The following is a 24628-nucleotide window of genomic DNA, read 5'->3' as shown; positions in this document are numbered from 1 at the left end:
CCGGACCCCGCGCATGGCGTGCATGGCGCGCGGGCGCGTGCGGCGCGGCGTTCGGCACTGCTCCGACCCGCATTGCGCGGGCCGTTCGCCGGTGCCTTCACGATACGCATATCGTTGCGTACGCAACCATATCACCTTTGCCCGCGCACCGGTATCGCGGGTTTTGCCGGAGCCGTTCCCGCCCTTACAACTGGTCGTCGACCGGCAGCAGCGTGAAGATGCCCGTCATCACGTTGCGCAGCAGCCCCGCATGCGGGTCGACGTGGTAGGTGGTGGTCTGGCCGCCGTCGGTACCCGTCCATTCGAGCGCGGGCGCGCTGCCGTCCGGCTGCTTCGCGAGCGTCACGCGGTAGCTTTCGTCAGGCTGCGTGACGCGCGCGAAGATCGCCGCGGCCTGCTGCGCGAGCACCGGGCTGTGGATCACGAGCGCGAGTTCGGTGTTCAGGTACGCGGAGCGCGGGTCGAGGTTCAGCGAACCGATCACGAGGATTTGCCGGTCGATCACGTACGCCTTCGAATGCAGGCTTGCACGCGAGCGCGAACCGAACAGCCGCGGGGGCGCCTGGTCGGCCTGCGCCTTGAATTCGTACAGCTCCACGCCGCGCTGCAGCAACGGTATGCGGTACGGCGCGTAGCCGGCCTGCACCGCGACCGCATCGGTCGCGGCGAGCGAATTCGTCACGATCGCGACGCGCACCCCGCGCGCGGCCGTGTCGCCGAGGATCTTCACGCCGGTGTCGTGCGGCACGAAATACGGCGAAAACGCGAGGAATTCCGTGCGCGCGCCGCGCGTGAGGTCGGCGAGGCGCTGCATCGGCGGGCTCACGTACGTGCCGGTCGGCCGCGCGACCTTGTCCGGCGCATCGACCTTGAATTCGGCCGGCGCCCACACGAGCTCGAGCTCGTCGCGCGCGATCTGCCTCGCGAGCGGCGTCGCGTTCAGCGGCTTCGCGTTGTACGGATCGGCGTTCTTGCGCCAGTGCTCGCGCAGCTCGTCGCGCATCGCGTCGAGATCCTTCGGATCGAACTTCTGGTGATTGAGCACGCGCAGCGGGTAGCTGCTAGCGCTCGCCCAGTAATCGTCGAAGCTCTTCGAGATGTCGTGCGTCACCGGCCCGGCCGCGAGCACGTCGAGATCGCGGAACTGCAGCGTCGGGCTCGCACTGAAGTATTCGTCGCCGAGATTGCGGCCGCCGACGATCGCGAGCTGGTTGTCCGCGATCATCGCCTTGTTGTGCATCCGGCGCGTGAAGCTGTCGATCCGCGTGAAGAAGTTGGTCGTGCGCTCGAACATCCCGCGCTGCGATGCGCCGAACGGATTGAACACGCGGATCTCGATGTTCTGGTGCGTATTCAGCGCGGCCATCACGCGGTCGATGTCGTCGAAGTTCAGGTCGTCGACCAGCATCCGCACGCGCACGCCGCGATCGGCCGCGTACAGCGCCGCGCCTAGCAGCAGCTTGCCGGTCGTATCCTCGGTCGCGATGTAGTACTGCATGTCGAGCGTCCTGGTCGCCGCCCGCGCGAGCGCGATGCGCATCTGCAACGCGGTCGCGCCGTCGGCGAGCAGCCGGAAGCCGGACTGCCCCGGATGCGCGGCTTCCGGCGCGGCCAGCGCGTCGCGCAGCGGCGTCGCGGTGTCGACCGACAGCGCGTGGGAGACGGGACGATCGAGCGACGTGGCGGGCGGGTGCGTTGCGCAGGCGACGAGCGGCAGCAGCGCGCACACGACAAGCGCGCGGGCCGGGCGGCACACGGCGCGCCACGACAGCGCGGCCGGTGCGCGCCGGATCAAAGACGTGAGCACGGAGGCTTCCTCGACAATCGGATCAATGGGCACGTAATCGCCGCGGCGCGCGGCTGACGGGCAGTTCCGGCCGATTCTAGTGGGCGCCCGACGAACCGGTCAATCGCACGACGGGCGCAGGCGCCGCCGCGGGGCCGCAGCGCGCGCCACGCACGGCGGCTCGCGATGCGCGAGCGCCCGCCGTACACGTCGGCGGCGACCATGGTCCAACCAATTTCACGACATTTCGCCGCTTCGCTCGAAATGGCTGCGCACGTAGTCGATATGGGTCTGCATCGCGGTTCGCGCCTCCTCGGGCCGCTGCGCGCAGATCGCGTCGCAGACCACGCGGTGCTGCAGCAACAGCAGCTCGGATGCCTGCTCGTCGCACGTCGTCATCCCCGCGACGTTGATCGAGATGTGCTCGCGCAGCATCCCTATCACGCTCGTATGCAGATGCAGGAACATCGTGTTGTGCGACGCGAGCGCGATCGCCTCGTGCAGCTTCGCGTCGGTCGACGCCTCGACGGCCGCATCGTCGTTCGCGTGCGCGGTTTCGAGCTCGCGCAGCAACGCGCGGATCCGGCGCCGGTCGTTCGCATCGGCGCGCAGCGCGGCGAAATACGCGGTCGCGCCTTCGAGCACGCGGCGGAATTCGAGGATGTCGTCGCGCAGCGCCGGGTGGTCGGCGACCAGCTGGCCCCACGGCGACGCGATGCCCGCACGCAACTGGTCCGTCGCGTACACGCCCGCACCGCGCCGGCTCTGCAGCAGCCCGCGCGCGACGAGCCGCTGGGTCGCCTCGCGCACCGTGTTGCGCGCGACGCCGTACTGCTGCGCGAGCACGCGCTCGGCCGGCAGCCGCGCGCCGGCCGGCCACGTGCCGTCGAGCAGCGCCGTCTCGATCTTGCGCATCACCACTTCGGTCCGGCCCCGTGCCGTCATCGCCGCCATCGTCGTGTCTCCATCCGCATGCCTGCCGCGCCGATTGGCCCAACCAATTTGAGCTGCGGCGCCGTCGCGGGAATTATGCAGCGAAATCGTCGTCCCGCGTTCGCATGCGGGACCGGCGCCCCTGGAGCGAGACATGAACGAAAGGCACTACCCCGCCGCCGCCCCCGCGCACGTGTATCTGTTCGCGACCTGCCTGGTCGACCTGTTCGTCCCCGAAGCCGGGCTCGACGCAGTGCGCCTGCTCGAACGCGAAGGGCTGACCGTCCACTATCCGCGCGGCCAGAGCTGCTGCGGGCAGCCGGCGTACAGCAGCGGCAATCCCGACGAAGCGCGCCGCGTCGCGGCCGCGCAGCTCGACCTGTTTGCGCAACAGTGGCCGGTGATCGTGCCGTCGGGCTCGTGCGCGGGCATGATCCGGCACCATTGGCCGGCGCTGTTCGCCGACGATCCGGTGCACGGCCCGAAGGCCCGCGCGATCGCGGAGCGCACCTACGAACTCGCCGAATTCCTCGTCAACGTGCTGGACGTGCGGCTCGACCGCGTCGCGGTCAACGCCGCCCCGGACGAGCGCGTGGTGCTGCACACGTCGTGCGCGGCCCGCCGCGAGATGGGCACGCGCGTGCACGGCGTCGCGCTCGTCGATGCGCTGCCGGGCGTCACGCGCCTCGAACACGAACGCGAACCGGAATGCTGCGGCTTCGGCGGCACGTTCTCGCTGAAGCACCCCGACATCTCCGGCGCGATGGTGCGCGACAAGGTCGCCGCCGCCTGCGCGACCGGCTGCGACCGGCTCGTGTCGGCCGACTGCGGTTGCCTGCTGAACATCGGTCACGCGGCCGACCGAGCGGGCGCAGCGCTGCCCGTCGAGCATCTCGCGAGCTTCCTGTGGCGCCGCACGGCAGGGGCCGGCTCGCTGCGCGGAGATTCGCAATGAGCGCGCGCGACGCGATCCTCGCGCGGCTGCGCGCCGCCGCACCGGGCGTCGCGACGAACGCCGCGTCTGCACTCGATGCGCGCATCGATACGCACTACGCGGCGCGGCGTGCGCCGGTCGCCCGCGCCCCTGATGCGCTCGCGCGGACGATGCAGGCCGCGCTCGCAGCGTCGCACGCCGAAGTCTGGTGCGCGGCCGCCGACGCATGGCCCGCGCAGCTTGCCGCGCGGCTGGCCGACGCCGGCGTGCGCCGCCTGCTGCTCGATCCGGCCCGCGCCGAATCGGCGGCGCTCGCGCAGGCGCTACCCGACGCCGTCGTGCCGGTGCCGTTCGACCGGCCGATCGACGCGTGGAAAACCGAGCTGTTCGACACCATCGACGCCGGCTTCACCGTCGCGCGATCGGGCATCGCGGCGACCGGCACCGTCGTGCTCGCGCCCGATGCCGGCACACCGCGCACGGTGTCGCTGGTGCCGCCGCTGCACGTCGCGCTCGTGCATGCGAGCACGCTGCACGCGGACCTTCACGCGGCCGTGCATGCGGAGCGCTGGCACGCCGGCATGCCGACCAACGTCGTGCTGGTGTCGGGGCCGTCGAAGACATCCGATATCCAGCAGACGCTGGCGTACGGCGCGCACGGCCCGCGCCGCCTGTGGGTCGTGATCGTCACCGAACCGAACGGCGAACCGACCGGCGGATCGACCGGCGCACCGCCCGCAACCGCTTGCCAGGACCTGCCGCGATGAGCGACCAACCGCTGCAATTCGTCGCCCCCGGCGACTTCAAGACCCGCGCGCGCGCCGCGCTCGACGATCCGGCGCTGCGCCGCAGCTTCCGCGGCGCGATGGACTTCCTGCAGGGCAAGCGCGCGGCCCAGTTCCCCGACGACACCGAGCTGCAGCAGCTGCGCGATCTCGGCGAAGCGGTGCGGCAGCATGCGCTCGCGCAACTGCCCGCGCTGCTCGAGCGGCTGGAGGCGAAGCTCACCGCGGCCGGCGTGCACGTGCACTGGGCCGAGACGGCCGCCGACGCGAACGCGATCGTGCTCGCCATCGCGCAGGCGAACAACGCGCGCCGCGTGATCAAGGGCAAGTCGATGGCGAGCGAGGAAATCGAGCTGAACCATTACCTCGCGGATCACGGCGTCGACTGCATCGAGTCCGACATGGGCGAGTTCATCGTGCAGCTCGCGGGCGAGAAGCCGTCGCACATCGTGATGCCGGCGATCCACAAGACGCGCGGCGACATCGCCGAGCTGTTCGAGGCGCACATCCCGGACGCGCGCTACACGGAAGACGTCGACGAGCTGATCCAGACGGGCCGGCGCGCGCTGCGCCGCGCGTTCGCCGAAGCGGACATCGGCCTGTCCGGCGTGAACTTCGCGGCGGCCGACACGGGCACGCTGTGGCTCGTCGAGAACGAAGGCAACGGCAGGCTGTCGACCACGGTGCCCGACACGCACGTCGCGATCATGGGGATCGAGAAGGTCGTCGAGAAACTCGAGCACATCGTGCCGCTGTCGAGCCTGCTCACGCGCTCGGCCACCGGCCAGGCGATCACGACGTACTTCAACCTGATCTCGGGCCCGCGCCGCGACGGCGAACGCGACGGCCCGCGCGAGCTGCATCTCGTGCTGCTCGACAACGGCCGCACGCAGGCCTACGCGGACGAACAGCTGCGCGCGACGCTGCAGTGCATCCGCTGCGGCGCATGCATGAACCATTGCCCCGTCTATACGCGGATCGGTGGCCACGCATACGGCACCACCTACCCGGGCCCGATCGGCAAGATCATCTCGCCGCACCTGCTCGGCCTCGACGCGACGGCCGACCTGCCGACCGCGTCGACGCTGTGCGGCGCATGCGGCGAGGTGTGCCCGGTGCGGATTCCGATTCCGCAGCTGCTCGTGCGGCTGCGCACCGAGGCGAACCGCGCGCCCGACGAACCCGTCGCGCATCCGCTGCGCGGCCAGGGCGCGAACTACACCCGCGCGGAAGACCTCGTGTGGCGCTTCTGGTCGGGCGCATTCGCGCATCCGCGCGCGTATCGCGCGTTCCGCTGGGCCGCGACGCGGCTGCGTGCGCTGACGCCCTCGAAGCAGATGGGCTGGACCCGGCACCGCACGCCGCTCGAGCCCGCGCCGCGCAGCCTGTCCGACCTGCTGCGCGCACGCGGGCAGCCCGAATAGACACCCCGCTTTCAAACCCGTACCGATAGCAATCCATGGAGGAGACACCCATGCAGGTTTGGCATCAGATCTACACGCCGCTCGGCAGCCTCGGGCTGTCGGCGTTCGTCGCCGCAATTCCGATCATCTTCTTTTTCGTCGCGCTCGCCGCACTGCGGATGAAGGGGCACGTCGCCGCCGCGATCACGCTGCTGCTGTCGCTCGGCGTCGCGATCCTAGCGTACCGGATGCCCGTGCCGCAGGCGCTCGCGGCGGCCGGCTTCGGCTTTGCCTACGGGCTGTGGCCGATCGCGTGGATCATCGTCGCGGCCGTGTTCCTGTACAAGATCGTCGTGAAGACCGGCCAGTTCGACATCATCCGCGCGTCGGTGCTGTCGATCACCGACGACCAGCGGCTGCAGATGCTGCTGATCGGCTTCTCGTTCGGCGCGTTTCTCGAAGGCGCGGCCGGCTTCGGCGCACCCGTCGCGATCACGGCCGCGCTGCTCGTGGGCCTCGGCTTCAAGCCGCTGCACGCGGCCGGACTGTGCCTGATCGCAAACACCGCGCCGGTCGCGTTCGGCGCGATGGGCATTCCGATCATCGTCGCCGGGCAGGTGACGGGCATCGACGCGTTCCACATCGGCGCAATGGCCGGCCGCCAGCTGCCGCTGCTGTCGCTCGCGGTGCCGTTCTGGCTCGTGTTCATGATGGACGGGCTGCGCGGCGTGCGGCAGACCTGGCCGGCCGCGCTCGTCGCGGGCGGCAGCTTCGCGGTCACGCAGTACTTCACGTCGAACCATATCGGGCCCGAGCTGCCGGACATCACGTCGTCGCTCGTCAGCCTCGTGTCGCTCGCCGCGTTCCTGAAGGTCTGGCAGCCGAGCAGTGTGAAGCAGACGGCCGGCGGGATCGTCGCGTCCGGCGGCGGTGCAGCGCTCGCGGGGTTCGGCGCGGGCGGCAGCGGGTCGGGCACGAGCCGCCAGGCGTCGCCGTACACGCTCGCGCAGACCGTGCGCGCGTGGTCGCCGTTCCTGATCCTGACGGCCGTCGTCACCGTGTGGAGCATCGCGCCGTTCAAGGCGCTGTTCGCCGCGCACGGCGCGCTCGCGTCGACCGTGCTGAAGTTCCACGTGGCCGGGCTCGATCAGCTGGTCGTGAAAACCGCGCCGATCGCCGCGACGCCGAAGGCGCTCGATGCCGTGCTGAAGATCGATCTCGTGTCGGCGGTCGGCAGCGCGATCCTCGTGACCGCGCTGATCTCGATGGCATTGCTGCGGATGAAGCCGCGCGACGCACTCGTCACGTTCGGCGAGACGCTGAAGGAGCTCACGCGCCCGATCCTGTCGATCGGCCTCGTGCTCGCATTCGCGTTCGTCGCGAACTACTCGGGGATGTCGTCGACGCTCGCGCTGATGCTGGCCGCGACCGGTGCCGCGTTCCCGTTCTTCTCGCCGTTCCTCGGCTGGCTCGGCGTGTTCCTGACCGGCTCCGACACGTCGTCGAACGCGCTGTTCTGCTCGCTGCAGCAGGCGACCGCGCACCAGCTCGGCGTGCCGGAGACGCTCGCGGTCGCCGCTAACACGACCGGCGGCGTGACCGCGAAGATGATCTCGCCGCAGTCGATCGCCGTTGCGTGTGCGGCGACGGGCCTCGTCGGCAAGGAGTCGGAGCTGTTCCGCTTCACGGTGCGCCACAGCCTGCTGTTCGCGGTGATCGTCGGCGTGATCACGCTGGTGCAGGCGTACGTGCTGCCGGGGATGGTGCCGTAAGCGAAGCGGCGCGGCGGCTTTCGTTGCCGCCGAAAGACAAAACCCCACGCCCGTGACCGAGCGTGGGGTTTTCTACCACGTCATCGCGATCGCAGGCGCCCGATCAACCGGCGCCACGACCGGCGATCAGCTGCCCTTCGCGATGCGATCCTGGATGTGCTGCGCACGGCTCGTCGACGACGGGTGCGAGCTCATCATCGAGCTCTTGCCGCCGTCGAGCTGCGCGAGCTTCTGGAACGCGGTGACGAGGCCCTTCTGGTTCATGTTCTTCTGCTTCATCAGGTCGAACGAGTAGTCGTCGGCCGCGCTTTCCTGCGTCTGCGAGAACTGCGCGTTGATGAACTTCTCGGTGATGTCGCCGAGCTGCGAGCTCGTCAGCGCCGCGACGCCCGGCGAAGCCGCGCCGGCCGCGGTACGCGCCGCGCTCACCGCGTACGCCGTCTGCATCGCCTTCTTCGAGTGGCCGAGTGCGACGTGGCCCATCTCATGACCGATCACGCCGCGCAGTTCGTCGTCGTTCATCATGTCCATCAGGCCGCTGTACACGCGCACGCAGCCGTTGCCCATCGCCCACGCGTTGACGTCCTTGGTCATGTAGACCTTGTAGTTGATCTTCTGGCCGTTCAGCGTCATGTCGCCGAAGCCCTTCATCACCTTCGTCAGGCGCTTCGCGTACGCGCTGTTCGGCGCGGCGATCTTCGATTCGGCGTCGCTCGCCTTGCACGAGTCGTTCGACAGTGCCGCGATGTCGCTGTCGGACAGCGTCGCGGCCTTGAACAGGTTGGTCCCCGCCGACGTCAGGCTGTTTGCGTCGAGATTCTGCACGCCGCCGCATGCGCTCAACAGGAACGCCATGCCACACGCTGCCGCCGCTTTCTTGATATGCATCCCGGATCCCTCGGTAGTTAGTATTTGGGAGCGGCGATTTTGCATAATCCGGCAGAAAATTACCAGATGTTTACATCGAATGACAGGTTGATTACCGACCGACGCGTAATGAACGGCGCGATTGCTTCGGAAATTGACGGCAAAGCGGCGCTCAATCGCCGTGGCCGGGCGACCGGCTGAGCGTGGAACGCGACCGGCGCGTGAGCCTGCGCGCGGCCAGCATCGGCAGCCGCACGACGAAACCGGCGAACAGCCGCAAGTGCATCCACGCGAGCAGCGCGTTGTCGCGGCCGTAGTGGAAATGCGACACGCCGCCCTCGTGCGCGCCGAAGTAACGCACCGGCGCCTCGATCCGGATCGGCCGCACGCCGGCCCAGCAGAGCCGCACCGCCGCTTCCGGGTCGAAGTCGAAACCGCGCATCCATGGCTGCCGATGCATGATCGCCGCGAGCGGCGCGACCGGATACACGCGAAACCCGTACAGCGAATCGCCGATGCCGGCCCACAGTGTCTCGAGGTCGGCCCAGCCGTTCGACAGCCGCCGGCCCTGCACGCGCAGTTGCGGCGCGCTTTCGTCGAATTTCGGCAGGCCGAGCACCATCGCGTCCGGCATCGCCTGCGACGCGGCCATGAATTCGGGAATCAGGTCGGCCGGATGCTGACCGTCGGAATCCATCGTCAGCACATGCGTGAAGCCGGCCGCCGCCGCCGCGTCGAGCCCGGCGAGCACCGCCGCGCCCTTGCCGCGGTTCTCGGGCAGCACGATCACGCGCAGCCCCGGATCGCGTTCGGCCATCGCCTGCAGCCGCTCGGCGCTGCCGTCGGTGCTGCCGTCGACGACGACCCACACCGGATTCCACTGCGCGCGTGCGTTGCGCACGGTCGTGTCGACCTTGACGCCCGGGTTGTAGCTCGGGATCAGCACGAGATGGGTGGACGAGGCGTGCAGCTTGGACATGGGAACGGCCGATTGCGAAGACGATGATCCTGACAAAAGTTTATGACCTGCGGGCGACCGTCGACAGGCTTCGTCGCCGCCGTCCGCACGCGGCGGTTCGCGCAGCGCCAGGCCCGCGCGCTTCACGACAACTGCTCCAGCGGATGGCCGGCGCTCGCCTCGATCTCGACCAGCAGATCGTCGCGGCACACGTCCGCGTGGACGAACAGCAGCCGCACGCCGGCGCCCGCCGCGTCGCGCAGCTCGCGCTCGATCGCGGCGAGCGCCGCGGCATCGCCGGCGTCGCGCACGTAGACGCGATAGCTCAGGTCGGCGAGCGCGAACGGGCCGTGCCCCTGCCGCGCGGCCTGTTCGAGCACGGCGGCGAGGTTCGCGATCGTCTCGCGCGTCTGCGCGACGACGTCGCCGCGATGCACGGTGCGATGCCCGACGATGCTCGCGGTGCCCGACACGAACAGCAGCGGCGCCGCATCGCCGCCGGCCCATGCGGCCGCGCGCGCGAACGTCGGCGCCCGCGGGCCGTATTGCGCCGGATAGTGATACGCGCTGACCTGGCGCGGGTTCTCGACCGGGTCGGCCGGCGTGCGGCTCGCGATGAAATGGATCGCGAGCGGCGCGGCCGGCGGCATGTCGCCCGCGACCGGCACGACCGAGCCGAGTGCGCATGCGGCCGGCACGCCGCCCGTCAGCGCGCGGCGGCACGCATCGAATGCGCGCTGCCGGCCGATATTGAACTGACGATAGCGCTCGATCCCGAACTGGTGCGCGTTGATCGCCGGCACCGTGTTCCAGATCCGCAGCGGATGCGGAATGCCGAGCGCATCGAGCACGCCGAACAGCGCGCGGTACGCATCGTGGGTGGCCCGCTCGAGCGGCGTGCCGCCGGCGGAATCCGCACTGATCACGCCGGCCGCTTCGTGCACGACGATGCTGCCGAACACGAGCCCCGCCGTTTCGCTGTAGCGGTACTGCACCATCCCGCGCCGCGCGCTGCGCAGGTCATTCGCATCGCACTGCCAGATTTCGCAGAGCGCGCTCGCGCGTGCGTGGCCGCCCGCGTCGAGCAGCGTCATCTGCACCGGCGCGAGCGGCACGCCGGGCGCGGCGTCGGTCAGCAGGTCCGCCAGCGCATCGGCCGCCGAACCGGCCGCGCCGATGCACACCGCGCCCAGCGCGCCGGGAAACAATCGCTGGAATGCATCGCCGCGCCGTTGCGCATCGTGCAGCAGCGCGGCCAGCCGCGCATGATCGATCTGGACGAGTCGCAGCGCCCGGTTGCCGCGGTCCGCCGCGATCGCGCCGCCCGCTCGCGATGCGGCGAGCGCGGCTGCCGTCTGCACGTGCGCGGCCGCGGCCGTCGCGGACGCCCCGGAACACGCTCGCCGTTCGGCGTCGACTGGATGCACTGACACTTCGAGTTCCTCACTATGCTGCGCAGGCTCGCGGCACTGCGCCGTGCTGCACGATGTTGCGCCGCGTCACGCGGACGCTGCGCGGGTCGTCGTCATGCGAGCCCGCCGTTGACGGACAGCACCTGCCCCGTCACATAGGCGGCCGCATCGGATACCAGATATGCGACCATCGCCGCGACTTCGTCGGGCCGGCCCGCGCGCTGCGCGGGCACGAGCTGCTTGATCCGTTCGGCCGGAAACGCGTGCTCGGCCATCGGCGATTCGATGATGCCCGGCGCGACCGCGTTCACGGTGATGCCGCGCGACGCGAGCTCCAGCGACAGCGACTTCGTCGCGCCGATGAGCCCCGCCTTCGCGGCCGCGTAATTGACCTGCCCGCGGTTGCCGGTCACACCGGCGACCGACGCGATGTTGACGATCCGGCCGCGGCGCGTGCGGATCATCGGCAGCAACAGCGGCTGCGTGACGTTGAAGAAGCCGTTGAGCGTCACGTCGATCACGCTGTGCCATTGCCGGTGCGACATGCCGGCCATCGGCGCGTCGTCGTGAATGCCCGCGTTGTTGACGAGGATCTGCACCGGCGTGTCGTCGATGAATGGCGCGAGCGCGGCGAGCGTCGCGTCGGCATCGGTCACGTCGAACGCGATCGACTGCGCGCTGCCGCCGGCCGCGACGATGCGCTGCGCGACCGCTTGCGCGTGCGCGAGATTGCGGTTCGCGTGCACCCACACTTCGTGGCCGGCCTGTGCGAGCGCCGTGCAGATCGCCTGCCCGAGTGCACCGCTGCCGCCCGTTACGAGCGCCCGCATCGAATGGCTCCGTTCATCGCGTTTCACCTCGCTCGACGCGGCGGCGTGTCGTCCTGCGACCGCCCCCGCGTGCGTTGATCTGTTGCGTGCCGCGCCGCGCGTGCACGCAGCGCCGTCACTTCGTGCGATGCGCGCCGACGTAGGCGGCAAGCGCGCCGAGCGTCGCAAAGATCTTCTGGTTGTCCGGATTGTCCGAGCGCAGCTCGAAGCCGTACTTCTTCGAGATCAGCAGCGCGATTTCGAGGATGTCGATGGAGTCGAGCCCGAAGCCCTCGCCATACAGCGGAGTGCCGGCCGTCACCGTGTCGGGCGGGACGTCTTCGAGATTCAGTTCGCCGATGATCAGCGTGGCGAGCTCTTGTTCCAGTGCGTTCATCATGCTTGCGGGCAGGCGGCCGATGGCAGCGGGAGGCGCGCGGAAACGGCAACCGTCTTGCCCGCCCGGCGCGCGGGCGAATCTCCGTCCCTCCGGCGTCTGCCGGCTTCCCCGCCTGCGTGATCGGGGGTCATTTGTAAAAGTTACGCGGATTCTAGTCGATGGGTACCGGTGCGTATACCGCGAATGGTTACAGACTGAAGGGCCCGCGCCGCAACGGGTTTCGGGCCCCGATCGCACGAGACGCTTGAGCCGCGTCGGATGGAAATGAATCGCCGCCGCGAAAGTGTCGGTGCGCTGCCATACATTCGGTTACAAAACCCGGCCGCGGCCGCCCCGTACCGCCGCGCCGCGGCCCTAAAATGTGCGTGCACGACAGCCGGCCCGGACACGCGTCCCGGCCGCCATTCATATGATGTTTGACGGCCCGGCCAACCCCGTCCGGCCACGATCCGCACGATGTTTCCAGCAGCCATGCCGCGTCCGCTCGTTCGCCCCGCTCCGGTCAGCCCGCCGCCCGTTCGCCGCCGTGCCGCGGCCGCCGGCAGCCACGCGCGCCCGTGCGTGCGCCGCGCGCCGGGAGCGCCGCGATGAGCACGCCGCTCGCCATCGCACGCGGCGCCGGCGCGGTCGCCGCAGTCGCCGCGTACCAGATCGGTGCGCATTACGCGGCCGCGACGCCCGGCGCGCACGGCTTCGGCCTCGCGATGGCGCTCGTGCCGCCGCTGCTGCTCGCGCTCGGCGCGGCGCTGCGTTCGCCGCGGCGTGCGTGGCTCGTGCCGGCGTGGCTGCTCGCCGCCGCCGCGCTGTGGGCCGCGCGCGTGCCGCTCGCGCGTCATTTCGAATGGGGGCTGTATCTGGAGCACGCGAGCTTCAACGTCGCGATGGCGCTGCTGTTCGGCCGCACGCTCGCGGCCGGCCAGGTGCCGCTGTGCACGCGCTTCGCGACGATGATCCACGGCACGATCACGCCGGCCGTCGCGCGCTACACGCGGCGCATCACGCTCGCGTGGACGCTGTTCTTCGTCGCGATCGCCGCCGTGTCGACGCTGATGTTCGCGACCGCGCCGATCGTCGCATGGTCGACCTTCGCGAACTACCTGTCGCTGCCGCTCGTCGCCGTGATGTTCGCCGCCGAGCATGCGTGCCGGCGCTTCGCGCTGCCGCACGATGCGCGGCCGACGATGGTCGACGCGGTGCGCGCGTACCGCGCGTCGACGCAGCCGTCACGATGAATTCATGGCCGGCGCGGCGCCGCATCGCGGCCGCGCCGGTAATTGCTTCCCGCTTCAGCCGATTTATGCCGACTCACCCGCTGGTATTCCATTCCTCGCCGGACCAGACGATCGCCTGGCGCGACGGTACGCCCGTCAGCGTGCGCGCGTTCGTCGCCGACGTCGCGCGCGTGGCCGCCGCGCTGCCCGCCGGCGGCCACGTGTTCAACGTGTGCCGCGACCGCTACCGTTTCGCGGTCAGCCTGTGCGCGGCGCTCGTCGCCGGCAGGATCAGCCTGCTGCCGTCGACGCACACGCCGGAGATGGTGCGCCAGCTCGCGTCGTTCGCACCGGACGCGGTCTGCCTGCACGACGCGGCCGACTGCCCGATCGACCTGCCGCGCTTCGCGTATCCGGACGCCGAGCCCGGCGAACTCGACGACGATGCACCGTGCGTGGTGCCGCGCATCGATGCGTCGCGGATCATGGCGTACGTGTTCACGTCGGGCTCGACCGGCGCGCCGGTGCCGCACCGCAAGACCTGGGGCTTCCTGGTCGGCTGCGTGCGCGCGGCGGCCGACCGGCTCGGCCTGCTCGACGGCCGGGCCGCCACGCTGATCGGCACGGTGCCCGCGCAGCACATGTACGGTTTCGAGTCGACGGTATTGCTCGCGCTGATCGGCGGTCTCGCGTTCAGCAACCGCCAGCCGTTCTATCCGGTCGACATCCGCGACGAACTCGCTGCGATCCCGCAGCCGCGCGTGCTCGTCACGTCGCCGATCCATCTGCGCGCGCTGCTGTCGGCCGGCCATGCGCTGCCGCCGGCCGCGCTCGTGCTGTCGGCCACCGCGCCGCTGTCGGAAAAGCTCGCACGCGAAGCGGAGGCCGCACTCGACGCGCCGCTCGTCGAGATCTACGGCAGCACGGAAACCGGCCAGATCGCGACGCGCCGCACGTCGCAGGGCGCGGCGTGGCAGCTGTTTCCCGGCATCCGGCTCGACGCGCGCGACGCGCCTGACCACGATGCCGCGAGCGACGACGGCGGCCCCACCGTGTGGGTATCGGGCGGACACGTCGAAGCGCCGGTGCCGATGGGCGACGCGCTCGAACTGCTCGGCGACGGCCGGTTCCTGCTGCACGGCCGCAAGGCCGACCTCGTCAACATCGCCGGCAAGCGCACGTCGCTCGCGTATCTGAACCATCAGCTGAACGCGATTCCCGACGTCGTCGACGGCGTGTTCTTCATGCCGGACGAAGCCGCGCCGGCCGACGCCGATGCGGCGCGCGAACCGGTCACGCGCCTCGTCGCGCTGGTGGTCGCGCCGACGCTCGCCGCGGCCGACCTGCAGCGCGCGCTGCGCGAACGGATCGATCCCGCGTTCCTGCCGCGCCCGCTCGTGTTCGTCGACGCATTGCCGCGCAACGAAACCGGCAAGCTGCCGCGCGACGTGCTCGCCGCGCTCGTCGCGCGCCATACGCGCGCGGCAGCGGCCGAGCTGCGCGAGCGCCGCGCGCCCGACGCGCCGCCCGGTTTCACGATTCCCGCCGATCACCCTGCGTTGCCCGGTCATTTCCCCGGCCATCCGATCGTGCCGGGTGTGGTGCTGCTCGATCATGCGATCGCCGCGCTCGGCGCATCGCTGAATCGGCCGCTCGATACGTGGCGGCTCGCTTCCGCGAAATTCCTGAGCCCGGTCGCGCCCGGCGAACCGCTCGATCTCGCGTTCGAGGCGGCGGCCGGCGGCACGATCCGCTTCACGCTGCGCGCCGGTGCGCGCGACGTCGCGACCGGCGTGCTGTCCACGCCGCCGGCCGCGCAGGACGACGCGCAGCCATGAAGCGCACCGCATGGGCCGAGCGCCAGGAACGCAGCAATGCGGCATTGCTGCGCGCGATGACGTGGATCTCGCTGCGCTTCGGCCGGCAAGCGTCGCGCGTCGTGCTGCACGCCATCGCGATCTATTTCGTGCTGTTCTCGCCGGCCGCATGCGCGGCATCGCGCGACTACCTGCGCCGCGCGCTCGGCCGTCCCGCGCGCTGGCGCGACGTGTACCGGCACGTGTTCACGTTCGCCGCGACGATCCACGATCGCATCTATCTGATGAACGGCCGCTTCGACCTGTTCGACATCCGGCTGCATGGCGAGACGCTGGTCGACGATGCGCTCGCCGGCGGGCGCGGCGTGTTCCTGATGGGCGCGCACCTCGGCAGCTTCGAAGTGGTCCGCGCGATCGGCCGCACGCGTCCGGACCTGCGCGTCGTCGTCACGATGTTCGAAGAGAACGCGCGCAAGATCAACGCGACGCTCGTCGCCGTGAATCCGGCCGCGAAGCCGGAGGTGATTCCGCTCGGCCAGGTCGACTCGATGCTGAAGGTACGCGAGCGCCTCGATGCGAACTGCATGGTCGGCATGCTCGCCGACCGCACGCTGCTCGACGACGCGGCCGCATCGCTGCGGCGGCTGCCGCTGCTCGGCACGCCGGCCGCGTTCCCGCTCGGGCCGCTGTACATGGCCGCGATGCTGCGGCGCCCGGTGCTGTTCATGACGGGCCTCTATCGCGACGGCAACCGCTACGATGTGCACTTCGACACGCTCGCCGATTTCTCCGACGTGCGCCGCGACGCGCGCGCGGCGGCCGTCGATGCGGCGCTCGCGCGCTACGTCGCGCTGCTCGACCGGTACTGTCGCGCGGCGCCGTACAACTGGTTCAACTATTTCGATTTCTGGCAGACGGGCGCCGCCGCCGCGCGCCGCGACGACGCGCATGCGTGCGCCGAGCTGTCCGCCACGAGGGATTCCGACGCATGACCGCCGTTCGCCGCTTTCTGCCACCTGCGCTGCCACCCGTGCTGCCGCCGTTCCCGCTGCCGCGTCGGCACGCGCCTGCGCTGCGCCGCGTCGCGCGCACGCTCGCCGTCACGGCCGCCGTCGCGCTCGCGCTGCCGGCCCACGCGGCCGACGCCGGTGCCGCGTGGACGCTGGACCGGCTGATGTCGACGCTCGCGCAGCACAAGTCGGGCCGCGCGACGTTCACCGAGACGAAAACGCTGTCGATCGCGACGCAGCCGGTCGAGTCGTCGGGCGAGCTCGTGTTCGTCGCGCCCGACCATCTCGAGAAGCACACGCTGAGTCCGAAGCCCGAACATCTGGTCGTCGACGGCGACATGCTCACCGTCGAGCGCAACAACCGCAAGTACACGCTCGCACTCGCGCGGTATCCGGAACTCGGCGCGTTCATCGACAGCATCCGCGCGACGCTCGCGGGCAACCGCTACGCGCTCGAGCAGATCTACAAGGTCGCGCTGACAGGACGCGGCGACGACTGGACGCTCACGCTCACGCCGCTCGATTCGCGGATGCAGAAGGTCGTCAGCACGATCACGCTCGACGGCACGCGCGACGTGTTGCGCAGCGTCGCGATCCGGCAGGCCGACGGCGACCATTCGCTGATGCGCCTGCAACCCGTCCCGGCGAACTGATGGACCAGCGCACGCGGCCGCCGGCCCCCGCCACGCACCGCGTTCCCGCGTGGCGGCAACCCGCCGTGCTCGTGTGGCTGCTCGCGCTCGTCGCGTGCGGGATCGCGATCGCGCGCGCGAATTTCACGGCCGACCTGTCCGCGTTCCTGCCGCGCACGCCGAGCGCCGGTCAGCGCGTGCTCGTCGATCAACTGCGCGACGGCATCGTGTCGCGGCTGATCCTCGTCGCGATCGACGGCGGCGACGCGGCCACGCGCGCCGCGTTGTCGAAGCGGGTGGCCGCCACGCTGCGCGCCGACCGGCAATTCTCGGCGGTCAACAACGGCGAAGCCGTGAACGACGCGCGCGACCAGCAGTTCGTGTTCGACCATCGCTACCTGCTGAGCCCGGCCGTCACGCCGCAGCGCTTCAGCGCCGCCGGCCTGCACCAGGCGCTGGGCGACAGCCTCGACCTGCTGAGTTCGTCGGCCGGCCTCGTCGCGAAGGCGATGCTGCCGCGCGACCCGACCGGCGAAGTGACGGCGCTCGTCGGCCAGCTCGACAGCGGCGCGCAGCCCGCGATGCGCGACGGCGTATGGGCGTCGCGCGACGGTACGCGCGCGGTGCTCGTCGTGCAGACGGCCGCCGCCGGCTCCGACACCGACGCGCAGGCCCGCGCGATCGATGCGGTACGCCGCGCGTTCTCGGCTGCGACACGGACACTGCCGGACGCCGCCGCGTACACGCTCGCGATGACGGGCCCCGGCGTGTTCTCGGTCGACGCGCGCGACACGATCCGGCACGACGTCGAGCGGCTGTCGACGGCGAGCGCCGTGCTGATCGTCGCGCTGCTGCTGACGCTGTACCGGTCGCCGCGCACGCTCGCGTTGGGGCTGCTGCCGGTGCTGACCGGCATCGCAGCGGGGATCGCGGCCGTCAGCGTCGCGTTCGGCACGGTTCACGGGCTGACGCTCGGCTTCGGCACGACGCTGATCGGCGAGGCCGTCGACTATTCGATCTATCTGTTCGTGCAATCGGCGCACGCCGGCGCGCGTGGCGCCGTGCGGCCCGGCGACGCGACGCGTGCGTGGATCGCCGCTTACTGGCCGACGATCCGGCTCGGCGTGCTGACGTCCGTGTGCGGGTTCGCATCGATGCTGTTCTCCGGCTTTCCGGGCCTCGTGCAGCTCGGGCTCTATTCGATCGTCGGACTGACGGCCGCCGCGCTCGTCACGCGCTTCGTGCTGCCGCACCTGCGCGGCGAACGCGTTGCGATCCGCGACGTGTCGCGCGTCGGCGCGGTGCTCGCGCGCGCGGCCGCCGCGGCCCCGCGGCTGCGCTGGCCGCTCGCCGTGCTGGTGCTCGCCACATGCGCGACGCTCGTGCTGCACCGCGACGGCCTGTGGAGCCGCGAGCTCGCTGCGCTGAGCCCGGTTCCCGCGCGTGCGCAGGCCCTCGATGCGCGCCTGCGCGCCGATGTCGGCGCACCGGACGTGCGCTACCTCGTCGTGATTCCCGCGCCGACCGAGCAGGCCGCGCTCGAACGTGCGGAGCAGGTTGGCGCGCAATTGCAGCCGCTCGTCGAGCGCGGCGTGCTCGCGGGCTTCGAAAGTCCCGCGCGCTACCTGCCGAGCGACGCCGCGCAGCGTGCGCGCCAGGCGAGCCTGCCGGATGCGGACGTGCTCGCCGCGCGGATGCGCGACGCCGTTGCGAGCCAGCCGATCTCGGTCAGGCCCGACCTGTTCGCGCCATTCATCGCCGATGTCGCCGCAGCGCGCCACGCGCCGCTGCTCACGCGTGCGGACCTGCGCGGCACGTCGATGGCGCTCGCGGTCGATGCGCTGCTCACCGAGCGCGCGGGCCGCTGGAGCGCGATGCTGCCGCTGCGGGCACCCGATGCCGCACGCAGCGCAGCGGGAGCGGCAGCGGCTCCGGCGCTCGACGCCGCGCCGATCCGCGCGGCCGTCGCGCGCGCCGGTGTGCCCGATGCACTGTTCGTCGACATGAAGGCCGAGACCGATCTTCTGTACGTGAACTACGTGCACGAGGATATCCGGCTGTCGCTCGCCGGTTTCGCGGCGATCGCCGTGCTGCTGCTGATCGCGCTGCGCTCGCCGCGCCGCGTCGTGCGCGCGCTGGCACCGCTCGTCGCGGCCGTGCTGGTCGTGACGGCCGGCTTCGCGCTCGCCGGCGTGCAGCTGACGATTCTGCATCTGGTCGGAATGCTGCTGATCGTCGCGGTCGGGTCGAACTATGCGCTGTTCTTCTGCAAGCGCGACGATGCGCAACCGGTCGCGCCGTACACGCTCGTGTCGTTGCTGATCGCGAATCTCGCGACGGTCGCCGGCTTCGGCCTGCTCGCGCTGTCGCGCGTGCCGCTGCTCGAAACCTTCGGGCTGACCGTCGGCCCCGGCGCGATGCTCGCGCTCGCGTTCGCGGCGATTCTCGCGCCGCGCGCGGCAGCAACGAACGGCGCTCGCGCCGTCCCGACCGGAGCGCACACATGAACGACATGAACGCGCCATCGTCCGTTCCGCCGCGGCCGCCCGGCGGCGATACGCGCCGCTGGAAGCCGACGCCGCTGATCGCCGGCACCGCCGCACTGCATGCAGGCGCGCTCGCGGCCGTCGTCGCGCAGCCGGCCGCATGGCCGTGGGCCGCCGGCGGCGTGGTCGCATCGCATCTCGCGCTGACGGCTGCCGGCCTGTGGCCGCGCAGCGCGCTGCTCGGCCCGAACTGGACGCGCTTGCCGGCCGAAGCCGGCCGCCGCATCGCGCTGACGATCGACGACGGCCCGGACCCGGACGTCACGCCGCGCGTGCTCGACCTGCTCGACCGCCACGATGCGCGCGCGACGTTCTTCTGCATCGGCGATCTCGCGCGCCGCCATCCGCAGTGGATCGAAGCGATCGTCGCGCGCGGGCATGCGGTCGAGAACCACAGCCAGCGGCACCGGCATACGTTCTCGCTGTCCGGGCCCGCCGCGCTGCGCCGCGAAATCGCGGCCGCGCAGCAGACGCTGACCGAGATCGCCGGCACGCGGCCGCGCTTCTTTCGCGCGCCGGCCGGCCTGCGCAATCCGTTCCTCGAACCGGTGCTGTGCGAGCTCGGCCTGCAACTGGCGAGCTGGACGCGGCGCGGCTTCGACACGCGCGCGCACGGTGCCGATACGGTCACGCGCCGGCTGCTGAACGGTCTCGCACCGCGCGACATCCTGCTCGTGCACGATGGCCACGCAGCGCGCGATGCGCGCGGCGAACCCGTCGTGCTCGACGTGCTGCCGGCGCTGCTGCGCGCGGCCGCCGATGCGCAATTGCAATGGACCACGCTGCGCGCCGCGCTCGCGCCGCAACCACCCGAACCGCCCGGCCAGCCGGGCGTTCCGGCACCCCCGTTTGATAAAATCTGACCACGCCCGGCGCGCCCGCCAGCCCCGCTGCGGCGCCCGTTCCGGCCACCGGATGCGATCCTCGTGAAACCTCTCCTGCTCTCGCACTTCACCGCCACCAGCTGCATCGGCCGCGGTCTCGACGCGACCCTCGACGCGCTGCGTCACGCGCGCGGCGGGCTCACGCCGTGCGACTTCGAACGCGCCGATCTCGACACGTGGATCGGCGCCGTCGACGGCGTCGACGCACGGCCCGTGCGTGCGGACCTCGCCGACTTCGACTGCCGCAACAACCGCCTCGCGCAGCTCGGCCTCGTGCAGGACGGCTTCGACGCGCGCGTCGCCGCAGCCGTGTCGCGCTACGGCGCCGAGCGCGTCGGCGTGTTCGTCGGCACGAGTACGTCGGGCATCCTCGAGACCGAGCGCGCCTACGAGCGGCGCGACCCGGCAAGCGGCGCGCTGCCCGCCGCATTTCGCTACGCGCATACGCACAACCCGTATTCGCCGGCCGCGTTCGTGCGCGCGTATTTCGCGCTGCGCGGGCCGGCGATGGCGATCTCGTCCGCGTGTTCGTCCGGCGCGAAGGTCTTCGGCTCCGCGCGGCGGATGATCGAAGCCGGGCTGATCGATGCGGCCGTCGTCGGCGGCGTCGATTCGCTGTGCCTGACGACGCTGTACGGCTTCAATTCGCTCGAACTGCTGTCGCGCCGGCCATGCCGGCCGTTCGACGTCGCCCGCGACGGCATCTCGATCGGCGAGGCGGCCGCGTTCGCATTGCTCGAACGCGTGCCCGACGCTCCCGCCGCACTCGACGACGACGCGATCCTGCTGCTCGGCATCGGCGAATCGAGCGATGCGCATCACATGTCGTCGCCGCATCCGGAAGGGCTCGGCGCGCGCGTCGCGATCGAGCAGGCGCTCGCGTCGGCCGGCCTCGCGCCATCCGATATCGACTACGTAAACCTGCACGGCACCGCCACGCCCAGCAACGATGCCGCCGAAAGCCGCGCGGTGGGCGCGCTGCTCGCGCGCACGCCGTGCAGCTCGACGAAAGGCGCGACCGGGCACACGCTCGGCGCGGCGGGCGCGCTCGAAGCGGTCGTCGCCGCGCTCGCGCTGCGCGAGCAATTCGTGCCGGCCGGCGTCAACACCACGCAACCCGACCCGGCGCTCGCCGCCGACTACGTGCTCGCGAGCCGCGCCGCCCGCGTGCGAGCGGTACTGTCCAATTCGTTCGGCTTCGGCGGCACGAACTGCAGCCTGATCCTCGGCCGCGCCGAGCACGCGAGCCGCCGGGAGCCGACATGACACTCACCGCATTCATCGAAAGCGTCGGCCTCGTCGGGCCCGGACTGAACGACTGGCCGCACGCGGCCGACGTGCTCGCCGGCCGCGCGGCGTACGGGAGCGCGCGCACCGTGCTGCCGCCGCCGGCCGGCCTGCCGCCGGCGGAACGCCGCCGTACCGGCCCCGTCGTGCGCGTCGCGCTCGCGGTCGGCCTCGAAGCGGCAGCCGCGAGCGGGCGCGATGCGGCCACGCTCGCGACCGTGTTCAGCGCATCGGGCGGCGACGGCCAGAACTGCCATGCGATTTGCGAAACGCTCGCCGGCGACGATCGCCATCTGTCGCCTACGCGCTTTCACAATTCGGTACACAACGCGCCGGCCGGCTACTGGAGCATCGCGACGCGCGCGATGGCGACGTCGAACGTGCTGTGCGCGCACGACGGCAGCTTCGCGGCGGGCCTGCTCGAGAGCCTGTGCCAGGTGGCGGTCGATCGCGTGCCGAGCCTGCTGATCGCGTACGACACCGACTATCCGGAACCGTTGCGCGCGGTGCGGCCGATCGTCGACGCGTTCGGTATCGCGCTCGTGCTCGCGCCCGAGGCAAGCGCGCGCGCGCTCGCGCGCATCGACGTGCAACTCACCGACGCGCCGGCGACGACGCTCGCAAATGCAGCGTTCGAAGCGCTGCGCACCGGCAATCCGGCCGCGCGTGCGCTGCCGCTGCTCGCCGCGCTCGCCGCGCGGCGCGCGGCGCGGGTGGTGCTCGACTATCTGGAAGACACGCGCGTGCAGGTCGACATCGCGCTGCCGAATGCCGTCGCGGAGCGCGCGCCATGACGACGTTCGTGTCGACGCCGACGCTCGATCGCGCGTGGATCGCCGCGCACATTCCGCATGCGGGCGCGATGTGCGTGCTCGATCGCGTCGACGCATGGGACGACGCACGGATCCGCTGCAGCGCGACGAGCCACCGCGATCCGCACAACCCGCTGCGCTCGGGCGGGCGGCTCGCATCGGTCTGCGGGATCGAATACGCGGCGCAGGCGATGGCCGTGCACGGCGCGCTGCTCGGGGCGCGGCACGGTACGCGACAAGCGCAAACGGAAGCTGCCCGCCCGCGCGCCGGCTATCTTGCGAGCGTGCGCAACGTCGACGCGTTCGTCGACCGGCTCGACACGTTCGAGCTGCCGCTGATCGTCGACGCCGAACGCATCGGCGGCGACGACCGTTCCGTGCTGTACGGCTTCGCGCTGCGCTGCGGCGCGCGCGTGCTGCTCAGCGGCCGCGCCGCGGTGATGCTCGACGCATCGGCGGCCGGCGCATTCGTTCCGCCGCATGCCGGCTGCGCGGATCCTCGATGACTCAACCCAGGGAAACCAGGTCGTGAAAGCACGTCAGTTCATTTGCACCGCGTTCGTTCTCGCGCTGCTCAGCCCGATCGCGCACGCGGACATGTCGGAAGTGAAGCAGGACATCAAGCGCGATTCGAAGGAAGCCGCGCACAAGACCGGCGAGGCCGCACGCGGCTTCGGCCACGCGACCGCGAGCGCCGCGAGGACGGTCGGCCACGGCATCGCGCATGCGTCGCGCGAGGGCTGGGATGCCACCAAGCGCACGACGAAGCGGATCTTCCACAAGAACGATTCGGGCGAAGGCGCGCAGAAGCGCGGCGATTGAGCGCGAGCCTCCCGCGCGCCGCACACGGCTGCGCGGGAGGCGGCACGACGCGCGAACGCGCCGCTGCCGTCAGCTTGCCGTCAACGCGCACCGCTGCCGCGTGTCCTGCGCGCCGGCCCGCGCGCGAGGCGCTTGCCGTATGCGACGAACCAGCAGTCGCGATGATCGAAGTTGCGCAGCAGCCGCGCGCGGCGCCGCTCGAGCCAGTGAAGCGCGATCGCCATCGTCAGCGCGACGGTCAGTGCCGAGCCGCCGATCGCGAGTCCCATCCAGGTTTCACCCATGCCTCCTCCGGAATGCGAGACCGGTGCGGCGTGCGTGCTGCGCTCGAATGGCCGGCGCACGGACCAGCCGGTCCGCCGCGTGCGCGGCGAACCGGCGTCCGCGGCCCGTCACCGCGCATGCACGCCGCCCCGGCGCTGGATACAGCGGGAGCACGGCCCGGACGCGCGCGAACGCCGCCCGGGCCGCCGCGCGTCAGTTCATGTGCTGGCCGCCGTTGATCGCGATGTTGGAGCCCGTCACGAAGCCGGCCTCCTCCGAGCACAGAAACGCGATCAGCGCCGCGACTTCCTCGGGTTGACCGAGCCGGCCCGCCGGGATCTGCGGCAGGATCTTCGTGTCGAGGATGTCCTGCGGGATCGCCGTCACCATCTTCGTCGCGAGGTAGCCCGGCGACACGGTGTTCACCGTCACGCCCTTGCGCGCAATTTCGAGCGCGAGCGATTTCGTGAAGCCGTGCATGCCGGCCTTCGCGGCCGCGTAGTTGGTCTGGCCGACCGAACCCTTCGAGCCGTTGACCGACGCGATGTTGACGATGCGCCCCCAGCCGCGCTCGACCATGCCTTCGCAGACGGGCTTCGTCATGTTGAACACGGAGTCGAGGTTGGTGCGGATCACCGCATCCCAGTTGACCTTGTCGAGCTTGCGCAGCGTCATGTCGCGCGTGATGCCCGCATTGTTCACCAGGATGTCGACCGGGCCGACGTCCCGGACGATCTTCTCGATGCATTGCCGGCACGAATCGTGATCGGCCACGTCCACCGGATAGGCGTGGAAGTCTCGGCCGGCCGCGTGCATCTCGGTCAGCCAGCGATCGGCGCCCGTATTGTTCGGCGAATACGTGACGACGACCCGGTGGCCAGCATCGTTCAACCGGATGCTGATCGCTTCGCCCAGACCGCCCATCCCACCCGTCACAACTGCAATTCGCTTAGTCATCCTATTCTTCACCGACAAGAAAATTAATCAATGATGCGGGGCGGCGACATGGCACATGCCGCCTGCCCCACCGCTGCGATGCACTGGCGCCCGCGACGCGGACGCGGCGTGCATCGGAACATCACGCTTGTTGTTGGCAGCTTGTTCCGCGCGAAGCGTGCTTCGCGCGTGTGCGGCGCAGGCCGGCGCCGCACGCGTGCATTCACTTCAGAGCCTGCTCAGTCGCGCTCGACCGCGAGCGCGACGCCCATCCCGCCGCCGATGCACAGCGACGCCAGCCCGCGCTTCGCATCGCGCCTGACCATCTCGTGCAGCAGCGTCACCAGG

24 protein-coding genes are annotated in these 24628 nt (G+C 70.9%); 14 read left to right on the top strand and 10 right to left on the bottom strand.

The features are described from left to right. Positions 1-184: 184 nt before the first annotated feature. Both Q3A80_RS25760 and Q3A80_RS25755 read right to left on the bottom strand, forming a co-directional pair. Positions 185-1807, bottom strand: coding sequence for a phospholipase D family protein (locus tag Q3A80_RS25760; protein ID WP_446331635.1), 1623 nt, complete (start codon positions 1805-1807; stop codon positions 185-187). Between the two features lie 216 nt (positions 1808-2023). Next, on the bottom strand, positions 2024-2740 hold the full coding sequence (locus Q3A80_RS25755) for a FadR/GntR family transcriptional regulator (RefSeq protein WP_446331634.1): 717 nt from the start codon (positions 2738-2740) through the stop codon (positions 2024-2026). A 133-nt stretch (positions 2741-2873) separates the two neighbouring features. On the opposite strand from Q3A80_RS25755, the gene Q3A80_RS25750 reads away from it, so the two are divergent. From Q3A80_RS25750 to Q3A80_RS25735, 4 genes are read left to right on the top strand one after another with little or no spacing between them, the layout of a single operon-like run. Next, on the top strand, positions 2874-3674 hold the full coding sequence (locus Q3A80_RS25750) for a (Fe-S)-binding protein (protein WP_446331633.1): 801 nt from the start codon (positions 2874-2876) through the stop codon (positions 3672-3674). Continuing rightward, complete coding sequence (locus tag Q3A80_RS25745; protein ID WP_446331632.1) at positions 3671-4420, top strand: LutC/YkgG family protein; 750 nt, start codon at positions 3671-3673, stop codon at positions 4418-4420. The genes Q3A80_RS25750 and Q3A80_RS25745 overlap by 4 nt, the downstream gene beginning before the upstream one ends. Continuing rightward, on the top strand, positions 4417-5862 hold the full coding sequence (locus Q3A80_RS25740) for a LutB/LldF family L-lactate oxidation iron-sulfur protein (RefSeq protein WP_446331631.1): 1446 nt from the start codon (positions 4417-4419) through the stop codon (positions 5860-5862). The genes Q3A80_RS25745 and Q3A80_RS25740 overlap by 4 nt, the downstream gene beginning before the upstream one ends. Before the next feature lie 50 nt (positions 5863-5912). Continuing rightward, positions 5913-7613: a lactate permease LctP family transporter gene (locus Q3A80_RS25735; RefSeq protein WP_446331630.1), complete on the top strand. Its 1701-nt coding sequence runs from the start codon at positions 5913-5915 to the stop codon at positions 7611-7613. A 126-nt stretch (positions 7614-7739) separates the two neighbouring features. On the opposite strand, the gene loiP is transcribed toward Q3A80_RS25735, so the two are convergent. From loiP to Q3A80_RS25710, 5 genes are all read right to left on the bottom strand, one after another. After that, positions 7740-8501, bottom strand: a complete 762-nt coding sequence (loiP, locus tag Q3A80_RS25730) for a metalloprotease LoiP (RefSeq protein ID WP_446331629.1) — start codon at positions 8499-8501, stop codon at positions 7740-7742. A gap of 151 nt (positions 8502-8652) precedes the next feature. Further along, positions 8653-9459: a glycosyltransferase family 2 protein gene (locus tag Q3A80_RS25725; protein WP_446331628.1), complete on the bottom strand. Its 807-nt coding sequence runs from the start codon at positions 9457-9459 to the stop codon at positions 8653-8655. Positions 9460-9581: 122 nt separating this feature from the next. Then, positions 9582-10871 (bottom strand): chorismate transformation enzyme, FkbO/Hyg5 family, encoded by a 1290-nt coding sequence (locus Q3A80_RS25720; RefSeq protein WP_446331627.1) that lies wholly within the window; start codon positions 10869-10871, stop codon positions 9582-9584. Between the two features lie 92 nt (positions 10872-10963). Next, on the bottom strand, positions 10964-11680 hold the full coding sequence (gene fabG, locus Q3A80_RS25715) for a 3-oxoacyl-ACP reductase FabG (protein ID WP_446331626.1): 717 nt from the start codon (positions 11678-11680) through the stop codon (positions 10964-10966). Between the two features lie 115 nt (positions 11681-11795). Then, a complete protein-coding gene (locus Q3A80_RS25710; RefSeq protein ID WP_446331710.1) occupies positions 11796-12080 on the bottom strand; it encodes a phosphopantetheine-binding protein in 285 nt (94 codons plus the stop codon). A 566-nt stretch (positions 12081-12646) separates the two neighbouring features. On the opposite strand from Q3A80_RS25710, the gene Q3A80_RS25705 reads away from it, so the two are divergent. The 10 genes from Q3A80_RS25705 (at position 12647) to Q3A80_RS25660 (ending at position 23080) form a co-directional block, all read left to right on the top strand. Further along, positions 12647-13291, top strand: a complete 645-nt coding sequence (locus Q3A80_RS25705) for a hypothetical protein (RefSeq protein WP_446331625.1) — start codon at positions 12647-12649, stop codon at positions 13289-13291. A 65-nt stretch (positions 13292-13356) separates the two neighbouring features. Next, positions 13357-15108, top strand: a complete 1752-nt coding sequence (locus tag Q3A80_RS25700; RefSeq protein WP_446331624.1) for an AMP-binding protein — start codon at positions 13357-13359, stop codon at positions 15106-15108. After that, positions 15105-16079, top strand: a complete 975-nt coding sequence (locus tag Q3A80_RS25695; protein ID WP_446331623.1) for an LpxL/LpxP family acyltransferase — start codon at positions 15105-15107, stop codon at positions 16077-16079. Before Q3A80_RS25700 ends, Q3A80_RS25695 begins: the two co-directional genes overlap by 4 nt. Next, on the top strand, positions 16076-16750 hold the full coding sequence (locus Q3A80_RS25690; protein WP_446331622.1) for an outer membrane lipoprotein carrier protein LolA: 675 nt from the start codon (positions 16076-16078) through the stop codon (positions 16748-16750). Before Q3A80_RS25695 ends, Q3A80_RS25690 begins: the two co-directional genes overlap by 4 nt. After that, on the top strand, positions 16750-19236 hold the full coding sequence (locus tag Q3A80_RS25685) for an MMPL family transporter (protein WP_446331621.1): 2487 nt from the start codon (positions 16750-16752) through the stop codon (positions 19234-19236). The genes Q3A80_RS25690 and Q3A80_RS25685 overlap by 1 nt, the downstream gene beginning before the upstream one ends. 5 nt (positions 19237-19241) lie before the next feature. After that, entirely contained in the window at positions 19242-20138 is an 897-nt protein-coding gene (locus tag Q3A80_RS25680) for a polysaccharide deacetylase family protein (protein ID WP_446331709.1), read from the top strand. A 63-nt stretch (positions 20139-20201) separates the two neighbouring features. Then, the gene (locus Q3A80_RS25675; RefSeq protein ID WP_446331620.1) at positions 20202-21425 is read left to right on the top strand and encodes a beta-ketoacyl-[acyl-carrier-protein] synthase family protein; all 1224 of its coding nucleotides are present in this window, start codon (positions 20202-20204) and stop codon (positions 21423-21425) included. Further along, positions 21422-22240, top strand: a complete 819-nt coding sequence (locus Q3A80_RS25670; protein WP_446331619.1) for a beta-ketoacyl synthase chain length factor — start codon at positions 21422-21424, stop codon at positions 22238-22240. Before Q3A80_RS25675 ends, Q3A80_RS25670 begins: the two co-directional genes overlap by 4 nt. Continuing rightward, positions 22237-22764 carry a hotdog family protein gene (locus Q3A80_RS25665; protein WP_446331618.1) on the top strand — a complete coding sequence of 176 codons (528 nt, stop codon included), beginning with the start codon at positions 22237-22239 and terminating at the stop codon, positions 22762-22764. The genes Q3A80_RS25670 and Q3A80_RS25665 overlap by 4 nt, the downstream gene beginning before the upstream one ends. A gap of 22 nt (positions 22765-22786) precedes the next feature. Next, the gene (locus Q3A80_RS25660; protein WP_446331617.1) at positions 22787-23080 is read left to right on the top strand and encodes a hypothetical protein; all 294 of its coding nucleotides are present in this window, start codon (positions 22787-22789) and stop codon (positions 23078-23080) included. A gap of 80 nt (positions 23081-23160) precedes the next feature. Here Q3A80_RS25660 and Q3A80_RS25655 read toward each other — a convergent pair whose 3' ends face one another. The 3 genes from Q3A80_RS25655 to Q3A80_RS25645 form a co-directional block, all read right to left on the bottom strand. Beyond that, on the bottom strand, positions 23161-23364 hold the full coding sequence (locus Q3A80_RS25655; RefSeq protein WP_446331616.1) for a hypothetical protein: 204 nt from the start codon (positions 23362-23364) through the stop codon (positions 23161-23163). Between the two features lie 193 nt (positions 23365-23557). Beyond that, a complete protein-coding gene (gene phbB, locus Q3A80_RS25650; RefSeq protein ID WP_446331615.1) occupies positions 23558-24301 on the bottom strand; it encodes an acetoacetyl-CoA reductase in 744 nt (247 codons plus the stop codon). A 218-nt stretch (positions 24302-24519) separates the two neighbouring features. Next, a partial coding sequence (locus tag Q3A80_RS25645) for a hypothetical protein (protein WP_446331708.1) occupies positions 24520-24628 on the bottom strand: 109 nt, incomplete at its 5' end.

Source organism: Burkholderia sp. SR8 (assembly GCF_052851275.1).
The sequence above is the reverse complement of the archived record's forward strand: the minus strand, read 5'-3'. Positions and strand labels throughout refer to the sequence as shown.

Bases quoted from the DNA above. Each gene is read 5' to 3' on its own strand.
- Q3A80_RS25755 (WP_446331634.1), bottom strand. From the start codon at position 2,740: ATGGCGGCGATGACGGCACGGGGCCGGACCGAAGTGGTGATGCGCAAG.
- Q3A80_RS25750 (WP_446331633.1), top strand. From the start codon at position 2,874: ATGAACGAAAGGCACTACCCCGCCGCCGCCCCCGCGCACGTGTATCTG.
- Q3A80_RS25745 (WP_446331632.1), top strand. From the start codon at position 3,671: ATGAGCGCGCGCGACGCGATCCTCGCGCGGCTGCGCGCCGCCGCACCG.
- Q3A80_RS25740 (WP_446331631.1), top strand. From the start codon at position 4,417: ATGAGCGACCAACCGCTGCAATTCGTCGCCCCCGGCGACTTCAAGACC.
- Q3A80_RS25735 (WP_446331630.1), top strand. From the start codon at position 5,913: ATGCAGGTTTGGCATCAGATCTACACGCCGCTCGGCAGCCTCGGGCTG.
- loiP (WP_446331629.1), bottom strand. From the start codon at position 8,501: ATGCATATCAAGAAAGCGGCGGCAGCGTGTGGCATGGCGTTCCTGTTG.
- Q3A80_RS25725 (WP_446331628.1), bottom strand. From the start codon at position 9,459: ATGTCCAAGCTGCACGCCTCGTCCACCCATCTCGTGCTGATCCCGAGC.
- fabG (WP_446331626.1), bottom strand. From the start codon at position 11,680: ATGCGGGCGCTCGTAACGGGCGGCAGCGGTGCACTCGGGCAGGCGATC.
- Q3A80_RS25705 (WP_446331625.1), top strand. From the start codon at position 12,647: ATGAGCACGCCGCTCGCCATCGCACGCGGCGCCGGCGCGGTCGCCGCA.
- Q3A80_RS25700 (WP_446331624.1), top strand. From the start codon at position 13,357: ATGCCGACTCACCCGCTGGTATTCCATTCCTCGCCGGACCAGACGATC.
- Q3A80_RS25695 (WP_446331623.1), top strand. From the start codon at position 15,105: ATGAAGCGCACCGCATGGGCCGAGCGCCAGGAACGCAGCAATGCGGCA.
- Q3A80_RS25690 (WP_446331622.1), top strand. From the start codon at position 16,076: ATGACCGCCGTTCGCCGCTTTCTGCCACCTGCGCTGCCACCCGTGCTG.
- Q3A80_RS25685 (WP_446331621.1), top strand. From the start codon at position 16,750: ATGGACCAGCGCACGCGGCCGCCGGCCCCCGCCACGCACCGCGTTCCC.
- Q3A80_RS25680 (WP_446331709.1), top strand. From the start codon at position 19,242: ATGAACGCGCCATCGTCCGTTCCGCCGCGGCCGCCCGGCGGCGATACG.
- Q3A80_RS25670 (WP_446331619.1), top strand. From the start codon at position 21,422: ATGACACTCACCGCATTCATCGAAAGCGTCGGCCTCGTCGGGCCCGGA.
- Q3A80_RS25665 (WP_446331618.1), top strand. From the start codon at position 22,237: ATGACGACGTTCGTGTCGACGCCGACGCTCGATCGCGCGTGGATCGCC.
- Q3A80_RS25655 (WP_446331616.1), bottom strand. From the start codon at position 23,364: ATGGGTGAAACCTGGATGGGACTCGCGATCGGCGGCTCGGCACTGACC.
- phbB (WP_446331615.1), bottom strand. From the start codon at position 24,301: ATGACTAAGCGAATTGCAGTTGTGACGGGTGGGATGGGCGGTCTGGGC.